The organism is Kaustia mangrovi (assembly GCF_015482775.1).
In the GTDB taxonomy this organism is placed as follows: domain Bacteria; phylum Pseudomonadota; class Alphaproteobacteria; order Rhizobiales; family Im1; genus Kaustia; species Kaustia mangrovi.
In genome coordinates this window covers 273024-286118 of record NZ_CP058214.1, presented here as the reverse complement: position 1 = coordinate 286118, position 13095 = coordinate 273024, and the positions used below count along the sequence as shown (strand labels likewise).

12 protein-coding genes, 1 tRNA gene and 1 pseudogene are annotated in these 13095 nt (G+C 66.1%); 3 read left to right on the top strand and 11 right to left on the bottom strand.

What is annotated here, in order from left to right; genetic code table 11:
- Positions 1-333: 333 nt before the first annotated feature.
- From HW532_RS21980 to gpt, 3 genes and pseudogenes are all read right to left on the bottom strand, one after another.
- Positions 334-786 (bottom strand): annotated as a pseudogene (locus tag HW532_RS21980) (TonB-dependent receptor plug domain-containing protein); the annotation flags it as partial.
- A 260-nt stretch (positions 787-1046) separates the two neighbouring features.
- A tRNA-Leu gene (locus HW532_RS01380) sits at positions 1047-1133 on the bottom strand.
- Positions 1134-1255: 122 nt separating this feature from the next.
- Positions 1256-1759: a xanthine phosphoribosyltransferase gene (gene gpt, locus HW532_RS01375; RefSeq protein ID WP_213162717.1), complete on the bottom strand. Its 504-nt coding sequence runs from the start codon at positions 1757-1759 to the stop codon at positions 1256-1258.
- 161 nt (positions 1760-1920) lie between these two features.
- On the opposite strand from gpt, the gene HW532_RS01370 reads away from it, so the two are divergent.
- Both HW532_RS01370 and HW532_RS01365 read left to right on the top strand, forming a co-directional pair.
- Positions 1921-2742: a UDP-2,3-diacylglucosamine diphosphatase gene (locus tag HW532_RS01370; RefSeq protein ID WP_213162716.1), complete on the top strand. Its 822-nt coding sequence runs from the start codon at positions 1921-1923 to the stop codon at positions 2740-2742.
- Complete coding sequence (locus tag HW532_RS01365; RefSeq protein ID WP_213162715.1) at positions 2699-3712, top strand: glycosyltransferase family 4 protein; 1014 nt, start codon at positions 2699-2701, stop codon at positions 3710-3712. The genes HW532_RS01370 and HW532_RS01365 overlap by 44 nt, the downstream gene beginning before the upstream one ends.
- A gap of 120 nt (positions 3713-3832) precedes the next feature.
- On the opposite strand, the gene eno is transcribed toward HW532_RS01365, so the two are convergent.
- The gene (eno, locus tag HW532_RS01360) at positions 3833-5110 is read right to left on the bottom strand and encodes a phosphopyruvate hydratase (RefSeq protein ID WP_213162714.1); all 1278 of its coding nucleotides are present in this window, start codon (positions 5108-5110) and stop codon (positions 3833-3835) included.
- Positions 5111-5220: 110 nt separating this feature from the next.
- Here eno and queF point away from each other — a divergent pair, with 110 nt between their 5' ends.
- Complete coding sequence (gene queF / locus HW532_RS01355; RefSeq protein WP_213164372.1) at positions 5221-5682, top strand: preQ(1) synthase; 462 nt, start codon at positions 5221-5223, stop codon at positions 5680-5682.
- A gap of 109 nt (positions 5683-5791) precedes the next feature.
- Here the strand turns inward: queF and HW532_RS01350 are convergent, their stop codons facing one another.
- The 7 genes from HW532_RS01350 to secG all read right to left on the bottom strand — a co-directional run bounded on the left by HW532_RS01350 (position 5792) and on the right by secG (position 13051).
- Complete coding sequence (locus HW532_RS01350) at positions 5792-6472, bottom strand: OmpW/AlkL family protein (RefSeq protein WP_213162713.1); 681 nt, start codon at positions 6470-6472, stop codon at positions 5792-5794.
- Between the two features lie 119 nt (positions 6473-6591).
- A complete protein-coding gene (gene kdsA / locus HW532_RS01345; protein ID WP_213162712.1) occupies positions 6592-7419 on the bottom strand; it encodes a 3-deoxy-8-phosphooctulonate synthase in 828 nt (275 codons plus the stop codon).
- Positions 7420-7494: 75 nt separating this feature from the next.
- A complete protein-coding gene (locus HW532_RS01340; RefSeq protein ID WP_213162711.1) occupies positions 7495-8364 on the bottom strand; it encodes a VOC family protein in 870 nt (289 codons plus the stop codon).
- Positions 8364-9854: a mechanosensitive ion channel family protein gene (locus HW532_RS01335; protein WP_213162710.1), complete on the bottom strand. Its 1491-nt coding sequence runs from the start codon at positions 9852-9854 to the stop codon at positions 8364-8366. The genes HW532_RS01340 and HW532_RS01335 overlap by 1 nt, the downstream gene beginning before the upstream one ends.
- Positions 9851-10855, bottom strand: coding sequence for a DUF3772 domain-containing protein (locus tag HW532_RS01330; protein WP_213162709.1), 1005 nt, complete (start codon positions 10853-10855; stop codon positions 9851-9853). Before HW532_RS01330 ends, HW532_RS01335 begins: the two co-directional genes overlap by 4 nt.
- 60 nt (positions 10856-10915) lie before the next feature.
- Complete coding sequence (pyrG, locus tag HW532_RS01325) at positions 10916-12544, bottom strand: CTP synthase (RefSeq protein WP_213162708.1); 1629 nt, start codon at positions 12542-12544, stop codon at positions 10916-10918.
- Between the two features lie 135 nt (positions 12545-12679).
- Entirely contained in the window at positions 12680-13051 is a 372-nt protein-coding gene (gene secG, locus HW532_RS01320) for a preprotein translocase subunit SecG (protein ID WP_213162707.1), read from the bottom strand.
- Between the last annotated feature and the right edge of the window lie 44 nt (positions 13052-13095).

The window sequence follows — 13095 nt, the reverse complement described above, 5'->3', positions numbered from 1 at the left end:
GACCTTGAACAGGCCAGAACGCGGATGCTCGGCGGAATCGAACGGGTTCTCCACACCGTCGCCGTTCTTGTAGTTGGACTGCTTGGTCTCCGAATAGGCACCCATGACGGAGATCTCGCCCTGGCCGTCCTGGAACATGGCCGAGCGCATGCCGACAGCGCCCATGCCCGACCAGTCATAGCCGTTGGTTCCGAGCTTGCCGGTCACCATGGCGCCGACATTGCGGCCCGGCAGCAGGATATCGTCGATACCGATGGTGCGGAAGTTCGCCGCGCCGGAGAGCGTGCCAAGCCCCGCCGCGCCCGGCACCACGCCGCGCGTGACGTCCACGCCGGCAAGGAGGTTCGGATCGATATAGACGAGGTCGTCGAAGGTGCCCGCATGACCGGAGAGGTTGCGGAAGGTCTGGGGCACGCCGTCGATCATGGCGTTGACCCGCCCGAGCCCCTGCATGCCGCGGATGTTGACCACGATGCCCGGCTGGTCGGACTGGTTGCGGGTATAGGTCCCCGGCGTGGAACGCAGCACCTCGTTCACATTGCCGCCATACTCCTCCTCGATGGCGGTTCCACTCGTGGAGCTGACGGGTCCGGGCGTGCGGTAGGGATCGTCCTCGCCATCGCCCCGCTCGCTCGTGATGACGATCTGGCCGAGCTCGGTCGCCGCGCTGCGGTCGCCGGTGCCGGCGGTCTGGGCCAGGATGGGGTCGGATCCGCCGGTTGCGAGGACGACGGACAGGGCCGTGGTGCCCAACAGGGCGCGCGCATAGGCTCCGGGGGTGCTCATGACGGCAGCCTCCTTCTTGGGAGATAGGATCAACGGTGGTTCGCTGGCTGGCGTCGGGAGCGGAAGGCCCGCTGGCTGGCTCAAGGCACGCTCGGGCGAATTGTGACACAAAGGTGTCGCCCGCGTGACAGCACCGGACACTACAGGCCGATGCGGCGAATTCAAGAGATAAATTATTGAGTTTAATAGATATTATTTAGAATAAGTCTGCATCAAGACTGTCATCGGAAAGCAGCGGGCGGGCCATGCGCGCCCCGGCCTGGTGCGGGCGGAGGGACTCGAACCCTCACTTCCTTGCGGAAAACGGATTTTAAGTCCGTTGCGTCTACCGGTTCCGCCACGCCCGCCTGGATCAAAGAGTTAGAGCAACTCGATTTGCGTCCAATTGGACGCAGGTTGCTCTAGAGCCGAAAGGGCCCTTGACGGTCCTTATGCCGTGCGCGGGCGGTCGAGGGCAAGGGTGTTGGGGTCAGCCCGCATGGCCGCTGATCGGCGGGGTGAACTGCAATCCCATGTCCCAGGGCAGGAAGATCCAGGTGTCCTGGCTCACCTCCGTCACGAAGGTGTCGACCAGGGGACGGCCGGCGGGCTTGGCGTAGACGGTGGCGAAATGGGCCTCCGGCAGCATGTCGCGCACGACGCGCGCCGTCTTGCCCGTATCCACGAGGTCGTCGACGATGAGCACGTTGCGGCCGCCCTCCCCGCCGAGCGCGCGGATATGGGGCGCGACCTCCTTCAGGACCTTCAGCTCGCCCTGCTTGTCGTAGTCGTAGGAGGCGACACACACCGTCTCGATGACGCGGATGGACATCTCGCGCGCCACGATGGCCGCCGGAACGAGGCCGCCTCGCGTCACGCACACAATGGCCTCGAAGTGCCGGTCGCCATTGGTCAGGCGCCAGGCCAGCGCCCGCGAATCGCGATGGAACTGCTCCCACGAGACGGGGAAATTCTTCTGATAGCGCTCGTCCATGCTCCAGCGGTCCCTTGCCGATCGCCCCCCGATTGCCGGGCGTTTATGCCGCCTTCGGCGCCGTCAGGCAATGCCGCGCGCGCCATGCCGTCATATGTCCTTCATGCGAGTCGCCCATAGCTGGCCGCCATCACGGACGATGAGGCTCAAGGGGCCGGCCGATGAACATTCAGCCCGCAAAGGCCTTCCGCTACCGCACCATCTGGATCTCCGACTTCCATCTGGGAACACGGCGGTCGCAAACCGAGCTTCTGCTCGACTTCCTGCGCCATACGGAATCGAACACGCTCTATCTCGTCGGCGACGTCATCGACAACTGGGCCCTGAAGAAGAGCTGGTACTGGCACCAGACGCATAACGACGTCATCCAGAAGCTCCTGCGCAAGGCGCGCAAGGGCACACGGGTCATCTACATTCCCGGCAATCACGACGAGTATTTCCGCGACTTCATAGACTTCCGCTTCGGCCGCATCGCCATCCAGGAGGATTCGGTGCATGTCATGGCCAACGGCAAGCGCTATCTCGTTCTCCATGGCGACAAGTTCGACGGCGTCGTGCGCTATGCCAAGTGGCTCGCGGTGCTCGGCGACCAGGCCTATGAGGCGGCGATCACCGTCAACACGGTCTTCAACCGCATCCGCCGGATGTTCGGGCTGCGCTACTGGTCGCTGTCGGCCTATCTGAAGCGCAAGGTGAAGCGCGCGGTGGAGTTCATCTCCAGCTTCGAGAAGGCGGTGGTGCGCGAGGCCCGCCAGCGCGGCGCGGACGGCGTGATCTGCGGCCATGTGCACACCCCGGAAATGCGCGAGATCGACGGGATCCACTACTGCAACGACGGCGACTGGGTGGAGAGCTGCACCGCACTCGTCGAATATTTCGACGGCCGGCTGGAGGTGATCCACTGGGCGACCGCGCGAGAGGGTTTGCCCCTCAAGGCCGATGCGCATCCTGATCGCGACCGACGCCTGGTTCCCGCAGATTAACGGCGTCGTCCGCACGCTCTCCACCACCGTGGAGATGCTGCGCCGGGCGGGCCACGAGGTCCACCTCCTCACGCCCGAGGGGCGGCGCACCGTACCGCTGCCGACCTATCGCGAGATCCGCCTGAGCCTCGTGACGGCGGCGGGCATCGCCAGGACGGTCGAGGCGGTGCGTCCCGAGGCCATCCACATCGCGACCGAGGGCTCCATCGGTCTCGCGCTGCGCCATGTCTGCCTGCGCCGCGGCCTGCCCTTCACCACCGGCTATCACACGCGCTTTCCCGAGTATCTCTCCGCGCGGATCCCCCTGCCCGGCATCGAGCGCGGCGCCTACGCCTTCCTGCGCTGGTTCCACGGGCCGAGCCGGGCCGTCATGGTGCCGACGCGCTCCATGGCGGATGTCCTGGAGGACCACGGCTTCGGGAATGTCCGGGTGTGGACCCGCGGGGTCGACCACGAGCTCTTCAGGCCCGACCGCCGGATGGCGCTGGAGGGCAAGCGCCCCATCGCGCTCTATGCCGGCCGCGTGGCGGTGGAAAAGGGGCTCGACGCCTTCCTCGCCCTGCCGTTCGAGGGCACGAAATATGTCGTCGGCGACGGGCCGGCGCTCGAGGGGCTGAAGGCGCGCTATCCGGATGCCCGCTATACGGGCTATCGCATGGGCGAAGAGCTGGCGGCGACCATGGCGGGCGCGGATGTCTTCGTGTTCCCGAGTCGGACCGACACATTCGGCCTTGTCATGCTGGAGGCGCTGGCCTCCGGCGTGCCGGTCGCCGCCTATCCCGTCCCCGGCCCGCGCGACGTCGTCGTCGACGGCAGGGTCGGCGGGCTCGACGAGGATCTGGGCGAGGCCGTGAGGCGGGCGCTCGCCTGCGACCGCGCCGCCTGCCGTGACTATGCGCTGGGCTTCACCTGGGAGAAGACGGCGGAGCTCTTCGCGCGCTACCTCGCACCCTTCGAGTGGCCGGGTTGACGGATGCGCTTGAGCGTTCCGGCGCCCCGGTCACTCCCGCGAAAGCGGGAATCCATCGGAGGCTGCACTGGATTCCCGCTTTCGCGGGAATGACGAAGAGACGCCGACGTGGCGCCGGCCCTACCCCTTCAGCACGTCGCGGCCGGCATAGCGGGCCTGGCTGTCGAGCTGCTCCTCGATGCGGATGAGCTGGTTGTACTTCGCCAGCCGGTCGGAGCGGGCCAGCGAGCCGGTCTTGATCTGCCCGCAATTGGTGGCGACCGCGAGATCGGCGATGGTGGCGTCCTCCGTCTCGCCGGAGCGGTGGGACATGACCGCGCGATAGCCCGCCTTGTGCGCGGTCTCGACCGCCTCGAGCGTTTCCGACAGCGTGCCGATCTGGTTGACCTTCACGAGGATGGCGTTGGCCACGTCGGCGGAGATGCCGTCGCGCAGGCGCTCCGGGTTCGTCACGAAGAGATCGTCGCCGACGAGCTGGACCTTGTCGCCGATCGCGGCGGTGAGCACCTGCCAGCCGGTCCAGTCGTCCTCGGCCATGCCGTCCTCGATGGAGACGATGGGATAGCCTGCCGCAAGCCCGGCGAGCCAGTCCGCCATGCCTTCCGCGTCGAGCTCCCGGCCCTCGCCCTCCAGCTTGTAGAGGCCGTCCCGGAAGAACTCCGTGGAGGCGCAATCGAGCGCGAGCACAATGTCCTCGCCGGGCGTGTAGCCCGCCTCGTCTATGGCGCCCATGATGAAATCGAGCGCGGCGGTGGTGGAGGCGAGATTGGGGGCGAAGCCGCCCTCGTCGCCCACATTGGTGTTGTGGCCGGCCTCCACGAGCCCGCGCTTGAGCGTGTGGAACACCTCCGCGCCCATGCGCACCGCGTCCGCCATGCTGTCGGCGGCCACCGGCATGATCATGAATTCCTGGATGTCGATGGGATTGTCCGCATGGGCGCCGCCATTGAGGATGTTCATCATCGGCACGGGCAGCGTGCGCGCGGAGGTGCCGCCGACATAGCGGTAGAGCGGCAGGCCGGTCGCATCGGCCGCGGCATGGGCGGCGGCGAGCGACACGCCCAGAATGGCATTGGCGCCGAGCCGGGCCTTGTTCGGCGTGCCGTCGAGCGCGATGAGCTGACGGTCGATCAGCTCCTGGTCCTCCGCCTCGACCCCCGCCAAGGCCTCGAAGATCTCGCCATTGACCGCCTCGACGGCCTTCAGCACGCCCTTGCCCTTGTAGCGCGCCTTGTCGCCGTCGCGCAGCTCCACGGCCTCGTGCGCTCCCGTCGAGGCGCCAGACGGCACCGCGGCGCGGCCGAAGGAGCCGTCTTCCAGATGAACGTCCACTTCCACGGTCGGATTCCCGCGGCTGTCGAGGATTTCGCGGCCCCTGATCTCGATGATGGCGGTCATGTCGGCGTCAGACTCCTTGATGTCACGTGATGGCTCTCTAATAGCGGCCCTGCGGCCTCGATGAAAGGGCGGGACTTGCCTCGATGGCGCAACGGGCCTATCTGCTTGCCATGGCGCACGATCATGGCAGTTTGACGAAGCTCGGACACTCCGCCTCCCTTCCCGCCTCCCCGGAGGAGGCGGAACTGGAGCGGGTGGAGAACCCCCATGCCGACACGCATTATGTCGCGCGGTTCACCTGTCCGGAATTCACCTCGCTGTGCCCGGTGACGGGCCAGCCCGATTTCGCCCATCTGGTGATCGACTATGTGCCGGACGGCTGGCTTGTCGAATCAAAGTCGCTCAAGCTCTATCTCGCGAGCTTCCGCAATCACGGCGCCTTCCACGAGGACTGCACCGTCCGCATCGGGAAGGACCTCGTCTCGCTCCTTGAGCCCCACTGGCTCCGGATCGGCGGCTACTGGTATCCGCGCGGCGGCATCCCGATCGACGTGTTCTGGCAGACCGGCCCCGTGCCGGAGGGCGTCTGGCTTCCGGACCAGGGCGTGCCGCCCTATCGCGGCCGCGGCTGACCGCATCCGATCAAGCGCGGATTGCGGTGAGGTTGAATCGGCAATTCTTCCGGCTCATCCCGGCGAAAGCCGGGATGAGCGGTCTGTTTCAACCTCACCGCATCCGCATCTAGAACAGATAGCCGACGCCGAAGCCCACGATCCAGGGATCGAGGTCCACATCGGCCTTGATGGCCCCCTTGTTCACCTTCACATCCGTCGACAGCCACAGGTGCTTCACGTCGACATTGAGATAGACCTTGTCGGTCACCGCGACGTCGACGCCGACCTGCAGGGCCGCGCCAAAGCTGTTGTCGTAGTCGATATCGGTCACGGTGCCGCCGGGCGCATCCTGATCGTAGAAGATCGTGTAGTTGATGCCGGCGCCGACATAGGGGCTGATGCGCTCCTTGGGCAGGAAATGCCACTGGGCGGTGAGCGTCGGCGGCAGCAGCCGGACCGACCCCAGATCCACGCGCCCGAGCGAGGTGCCCGTGGCATGGACGTCGTGATGGGTTGTCGCCGCGATCAGCTCGAACGCGATATTGTCGGTCACGAAATAGGTGAAATCGAGCTCCGGCACGATATCGTCGGACACCGACGTGTTGCCGCCGATGCCGCTGATATCGGCCGAATCGCGCGGCAGAACCCCGATGCCGCGCAGGCGGACCATGAAATCGCCGGCCGATTTCCCCTGGAAGCCGCCGTCGCCGGCGCTTGCGCCGATCACGGGGGCAAGAACCGCGATTGCGGCAACAGTCGACACCAGCGCGGCCCGGCAGGACCGCGCACCCCTCTCACGCAATGACATGTGGATCTCCTCTCAAACGATCCGGGAAGCAATCAGAACGTCATGCATTCGAGGGAATGCACGTCCCGGTTCAATTGATCGAGATCAAGTGCGGCATGCGACCAAATGTGCTTTCGCCGTCAGCCCTTGGCCAGGGCGTCGAAGGCCATGAGGGTGCGGACGAGCCCCTCCATCTCCGCCAGGGGCACCATGTTCGGCCCGTCGGAGGGCGCGTTGTCGGGGTCCTGATGGGTCTCGACGAAGACCGCGGCGACGCCGACCGCGACGGCGGCACGGGCCAGGACGGGCACGAATTCGCGCTCGCCGCCGCTCGATCCGCCGCGTCCCCCTGGCTGCTGGACGGAATGGGTCGCGTCGAAGACCACCGGGCAGCCAAGGCCGGCCATGATCGGCAGGGCGCGCATATCGGAGACGAGCGTGTTGTAGCCGAAGGAGACGCCGCGCTCGGTGGCGAGCACGTTGGGATTGCCGCTCTCGGCAATCTTCGCGACAACGTTACGCATGTCCCACGGCGCGAGGAACTGGCCCTTCTTGACGTTCACGACACGCCCGGTCCGCGCGGCGGCGACGAGCAGGTCCGTCTGCCGGCACAGGAAGGCCGGGATCTGGAGCACGTCGACAGCGTCCGCGATCTCCGCGCACTGGCCGGGCTCGTGAACATCGGTCAGCACGGGCAGACCGAACGCCTTGCGCAGGTCCGCAAAGACCGCGAGCGAGGCCTCCAGCCCGAGCCCGCGTTTGCCGCCGATGCTCGTCCGGTTCGCCTTGTCGAAGGAGGTCTTGTAGACGAGACCGATCCCCAGCCGTTCCGACAGCTCCTTCAGGGCGCCCGCCATGTCGAAGGCATGGTCGCGCGATTCGAGCTGGCACGGCCCGGCGATCAGGGTCAGCGGCCGGTCGTTGGCGACCTCCAGGGCGCCGAGGCGCACGGTCGAGTTGAGATCCATCTGGGCAGTTCCTCGTTCCTTTGAGAGACGACGCGTGTGCGACGACGGGACAGGTCGCGGGGGTCGCCGCGCCGCCTAGAGATGCTCCGACAGGATAATCATGGTGCCGAAGGCGTCGGCCGGCCCGATCTCGAGCCGCCCGCCATCCTGCACGAAGCCGATCCCGCCGGCCTCCAGGCAGTCGCGCGCCTTGCCGAGCTCGTCGACGATCACCCTGTAGCCGGCGAGCCGGGGCCCGTTGCCGAGATCGGGCGCGTAGGCGGCCGGGAAATGCCGCTGCCAGGCCTCCGGCGACAGCATGGTGACCGTGCCGCGGCCGGTCTGAATGCGCAGCTCGCCATCGTCGCGCGACACCTCGTCCACGCCTGTGAACCCCGTCATGAAGCTCTCGTAGCGGGCGGGGTCGCCCGCCAGAAGGATGACATCGCCGAGCCGCCGCGCGCCGTTCTCATGGCGCTGGAAGTCCGGCTTCCAGAAATAGTCCGGCGCATGCTGCTGGCAGGCGAAAAAGCCTGCGCGCGGCATATCCGCATGACTGACGAAGGCAAGAGAGAACCCGACCGTCACCTCGCGGCCGTCGGGCTGGCGCGCCATGCGCGAGAAATCGAACGGCTCGTAGGTCTCAAGCCCGCGGCGCGCATAGTCGCGGCAGTCGGCGCGAGCATCCTCGCTGTCGAGCACCAGCATGGACAGCCCCTCGCCCTCCTCCAGATAGTCGCGGTTGAAGGCGGCGAAGCTGAACCGGCCAGGCCCGTGTTCGGGGATTGCGCCCGGATCGCCGACCGCGAGAAGCTCCAGGAAGCTGCCATCGAGCTGGACGAGGCTGTTCTCGGTACCGAAGGGATGGCGGGCCAGCGGCGTCAGCGTGAAGCCCATGGCGCCATAGACGGCGCGCGCCGCCTCCAGATCGTTCACGCACAGAACCAGATGGTCCAGCCCCTTCATCACTCGCCTCCATCCGGGTCGCCCGTCAACGGCTCCGGCCCCTCGCCGCCATGGCGGATCGCCGTGCCCGAGCCCGAGCCCGGCTCGATCGGGCTCATGGCCGGGGCGGAGCTGCGCAGGTGAATGTCGTGCTGCGGGAACGGAATCTCAATGCCCTTCTCGCGGAAGGCGTTGAAGATCGCAAATCTGAGATCGCTGCCCACTGTGAAGACCGAATTGACGTCGCCAATATAGGCGAATAGCAGGAAATCGAGCGAGCTCGCGCCGAAATCCACGAAATAGGCGGCCGGCGCCGGAAAGGCCAGTACCTTGTCGTGCGCACGCGCGCAATCGAGAAGAATGGCGCGCGCCTCCTCCGGATCGGAGCCGTAAGAGACGCCGACGCGGATCGTCACCCGGCCCATCGTATCGCTATGGGTCCAGTTCTGAACGGGCTCGGAGATCAGGTTCGAGTTGGGCACGATGATCGAGCACTTCTCGAAGGTCTCGATCTCGGTGGAGCGCACATTGATGCGCTTCACATAGCCCTCGCCGCCCGACACCTTGATCCAGTCGCCGACCTTGATGGGCCGCTCGGCGAGCAGGATGAGGCCGGAAACGAAGTTGTTCACGATACTCTGCAGGCCGAAACCGATACCGACACCGAGGGCGCCGGCGACCAGCGCGATATTGTCGAAATTCACCCCGGTATAGGAGAGCGCGAGGATGGCCGCGACGAGGAACCCCATATAGCCGACGCCGGTCCGGATCGAATCCCGGATGCCCTTGTTGACCTGGGTCCGCGAGAGGACGCGCGCGTCGAGCCAGCGGGTGAACAGCTTGGTGAGGCCGAGCGCGATGAAGAACGCCAGGACGGCCGTGACCACGGTGGAGATCGAGATGGTCACGCCGCCGATCTGGAAACCGAAGAAGATGCTGTTGATCCAGCTCTGGATATCGATCCAGGTGACCGCCGTCTGCGCGAAGACCACGGGCAGCCCGACGAAGACCAGCGCGAAATCGACGAATGTCGTCAGCACGACCGCGAACCGGTCGACGGTATTCTCGCGCAGCGTGATCACCTGGCGCAGGAACCGGCCGACGGGGCGGTGGGGCTTCAGCCCGTCATTGACCAGTTCGTCGCTCAACCGGTGCAGGAGGAAGAGCACAACGACGAGCGTGGAGATCACGAAGACCTGTGCGGCCAGGAAATGGGCCAGCGCGACGAAGCCCAGAACGAGCGACAGCACGATGGCCGCCAGGACCACCCAGTAGACCGGCATGGCCCTGTCGACCCAGGCCAGATCGCCCGTCCCCTGCCCCTCTTCCTCCGAATCGCCGCTCGTGCGGTGCGACAGGAGCGCGAGCGCGAGCAGCACGGCCACCGCAATGGCCGTCGCCGCGCTCTGCACGATGGAGAGCTGGACCGGCAGGAGCAGCGTCTCGGTGACGCGCTGGAACACCGCGTCGACGGCGATGACGAGCGCCATCAGGTCGAGGAGGCGCTTCATCCGCCGCGCGAGCGCATCCTCGTGGGGGTAATCCGCCAGTTCGGTTCGCCGGGGGCGAAGATCCGGCCGCTGAAGGCCCTGAACGACACGAAGATCGCGATGCCGGTCACCAGCGCCCAATAGACACGGCGTGCCTGGTCGGACGCCTCCGAGCCGTCGAGCGCGAGGAAGAGCAGGATGGCGACGAGGAGCGTGCAGCCCGTATCGACGATGGCCGCGCGGAACACACGCCACAGGCGCTCCAGCGTGGAGGGATGCACATTCGCCGTGTTCGGCCCGAGCAGCCAGTTCAGGATCATGCGCATGGCGATGCCCGCGGCGACTGCCGCGGCGATCTTCACCGCCAGCAGCAGGAGCTGGACTGTGCCAAGCCCGCCAAGCTGCTTCGACCACCAGCTATGCACGATGGAGGAGAGGTGCTCGTTGAGGGTCTGGAGCCCCGAGGCCCCCTCGATCCACACAAGGGGATTGAGCGCTGAGCGGCTCGTCTCGAACACCATGCGGAAGAAGCGCGCATGCTGAATCTCGGCTGCGCGCGTGGAAAGCTGATCGGCCTGTACGGACAGGAGGTCGAGTTGCTTCTGGAGCGCCGAAACCCTCTCGCGTTCCTCCTGCAGGGCCCTTCGCTGATTGGCGATGTCGGGCGTCTCGGTGCCGCCATCGGGCGCGGGGCCGAGCTGTTCGAGGCTCGTCTTGAGCTCGTCGAGCCGCGGCTTCAGGTCGTCGCTGCGCCTGAGGATCTGCGTGCGCAGGCTTTCAAGGCGCGAGCGGAGGCTGTTGAGTTCCTCGTTTTCCAGGCCCGGCCGCTGGAGCTGCTTCTGGATATCGGCGACGTCGGACTTCCATTGGCGGATATCGCGATCGAGCGCGTCGAGGCCGGCGCCCTGGGCCAGGGCGCCAGTGGCGAGCATGGCCAGAACGGCAAACGCGACGAGCCAGCCCGCAACGATCCGCGATGCCGGCGATCTTCCCGCCGTTGTGGTTCGACCCGTCGGGGTCATGGCTGCCCTCCGCCGTTCAAAGCCCGTGAAGCTTAAACGCGATGGCCGCGACGGCAAATGTCAAACCAGCCGGCTTTGCTCGACCGCCGCCTCGATGAAGGAGGCGAAGAGCGGATGCGGCTCGAAGGGGCGGGACTTGAGCTCCGGATGGTACTGCACGCCGATATACCAGGGGTGGTCGGCCAGTTCGACCGTCTCGGGCAGAAGACCGTCCGGCGACATGCCGGAGAAGCGCATGCCCGCCGCCTCCAGGAGGTTGCGGTAGCGCATATTGACCTCGTAGCGGTGGCGGTGGCGCTCGAAGATGGTCGTCGCGCCGTAGATCCCCGCGATCTTGCTGTCGCCGGCGAGCAAGGCCTCATAGGCGCCGAGCCGCATCGTGCCGCCGAGATCGCCATTCGCCTTGCGCTGCTCCAGCTCGTTGCCGCGCATCCATTCGGTGAGCAGGCCGACGACGGGTTCGTCGGTCGGGCCGAACTCGGTGGAATTCGCCGCCTCGATCCCGGCCATGTTGCGGGCCGCCTCGATCACGGCCATCTGCATGCCGAAGCAAATGCCGAAATAGGGCACTTCACGGGTGCGCGCGAAGGTCGCCGCGGCGACCTTGCCTTCCGCGCCGCGCTCGCCGAACCCGCCGGGCACGAGAATGCCGTGGACCCCCTCCAGGAACGGCGTCGGGTCCTCCTGCTCGAAGATCTCCGCCTCGATCCAGTCGAGGGAAACGCGCACCTTGTTGGCGATGCCGCCGTGGACGAGCGCCTCGTTGAGCGACTTATAGGCGTCCGGCAGACCGGTATACTTGCCGACGATGGCGATCTTCACCTCGCCTTCCGGCACATGGATGCGCTCGGAGATCTCGTCCCAGCGCGCAAGGTCCGGTTCCTTGGCATGGTCGAGGCCGAACGCGTCGAGCACCTCCACGTCGAGCCCCTGCCCGTGATAGGCGACCGGCACGTCGTAGATCGAGCCGACATCGAGCGCCTGGATGACCGCGCTCTCGCGGACATTGCAGAACAGCGCGATCTTGCGCCGCTCGCTTTCCGGAATATCGCGGTCGCTGCGGCAAAGCAGGATATCGGGCTGGATGCCGATGGAGCGCAGCTCCTTCACGGAGTGCTGGGTCGGCTTCGTCTTGAGCTCCCCGGCGCTCGGGATATACGGCAGGAGCGTCACGTGGATGAATACGCAGGACCCGCGCGGCAGCTCGTTGCCGAGCTGGCGGATCGCCTCGAAGAACGGAAGTCCCTCGATATCGCCGACCGTGCCGCCGATCTCGCAGAGCACGAAGTCGTAATCCTCGTTGCCGTCGAGGACGAAATTCTTGATGGCGTCGGTGACGTGCGGGATCACCTGCACCGTCGCACCCAGATAGTCGCCACGCCGCTCGCGCGCGATGATGTCCTGATAGATGCGGCCCGTCGTGATGTTGTCCCGCTTTGTGCAGGGCCGCCCGGTGAACCGCTCGTAATGGCCGAGGTCGAGATCCGTCTCGGCGCCGTCGTCGGTGACGAACACCTCGCCGTGCTGATAGGGGCTCATCGTGCCCGGATCGACATTGAGATAGGGATCGAGCTTGCGCAGCCTCACAGAGTAGCCACGCGCCTGAAGCAGCGCTCCGAGCGCAGCAGACGCCAGCCCCTTGCCAAGTGAGGAGACCACGCCGCCGGTAATGAATATGTACCGCGCCATGGGATTGCAGAATACACCAACAGAAGTGATTGCGAACAGATTTATGCGGAGCCGAACGTCTGGACCAGACCGGCAGGGCACAACTCCGCACTGTGGATCAAACCAAACTACCCACTGAATCCAATGGGTTGAAACTCACTCCGAAACCGGAACCTGAGGCTCCTGGGACGGGCTCGACTGCGGCAGGTTCGGCAGTACGGACCCATCGCCGCCGGACTGTCCCCCGCTCTCCTCCTGCTGCGCATCCGACTGGATGTCGTCGAGAATCGAGGACGGCCCGCCCGATTCGCGGTGAATGATCGTCAGCGTGATGGATGTCAGGAAGAAGACCGCCGCGAGCGCGACCGTGGCCTTGGTGAGGATATTGCCGGCGCCGCGCGGCGAGAACATCCCGCCGCCGCCTCCGCCGCCAATGCCGAGCGCGCCACCTTCCGAGCGTTGCAGAAGGACGACCGCGATCAGGGCGATCGCCACCAGGAGATGAATGACCAGAAGTACCGCTTCCATAATCCTGTCGCCATAGGGATCAGAGCATGCGCCGCGACCCGTCG

Coding starts and splice junctions, on each gene's coding strand:
- HW532_RS01335 (WP_213162710.1), bottom strand. CDS start 9,854: ATGAAGCGCCTCCTCGACCTGATGGCGCTCGTCATCGCCGTCGACGCG.
- HW532_RS01350 (WP_213162713.1), bottom strand. CDS start 6,472: ATGTCATTGCGTGAGAGGGGTGCGCGGTCCTGCCGGGCCGCGCTGGTG.
- HW532_RS01330 (WP_213162709.1), bottom strand. CDS start 10,855: ATGACCCCGACGGGTCGAACCACAACGGCGGGAAGATCGCCGGCATCG.
- eno (WP_213162714.1), bottom strand. CDS start 5,110: ATGACCGCCATCATCGAGATCAGGGGCCGCGAAATCCTCGACAGCCGC.
- gpt (WP_213162717.1), bottom strand. CDS start 1,759: ATGGACGAGCGCTATCAGAAGAATTTCCCCGTCTCGTGGGAGCAGTTC.
- pyrG (WP_213162708.1), bottom strand. CDS start 12,544: ATGGCGCGGTACATATTCATTACCGGCGGCGTGGTCTCCTCACTTGGC.
- HW532_RS01340 (WP_213162711.1), bottom strand. CDS start 8,364: ATGAAGGGGCTGGACCATCTGGTTCTGTGCGTGAACGATCTGGAGGCG.
- HW532_RS01370 (WP_213162716.1), top strand. CDS start 1,921: ATGAACATTCAGCCCGCAAAGGCCTTCCGCTACCGCACCATCTGGATC.
- queF (WP_213164372.1), top strand. CDS start 5,221: ATGGCGCACGATCATGGCAGTTTGACGAAGCTCGGACACTCCGCCTCC.
- kdsA (WP_213162712.1), bottom strand. CDS start 7,419: ATGGATCTCAACTCGACCGTGCGCCTCGGCGCCCTGGAGGTCGCCAAC.
- secG (WP_213162707.1), bottom strand. CDS start 13,051: ATGGAAGCGGTACTTCTGGTCATTCATCTCCTGGTGGCGATCGCCCTG.
- HW532_RS01365 (WP_213162715.1), top strand. CDS start 2,699: ATGCGCATCCTGATCGCGACCGACGCCTGGTTCCCGCAGATTAACGGC.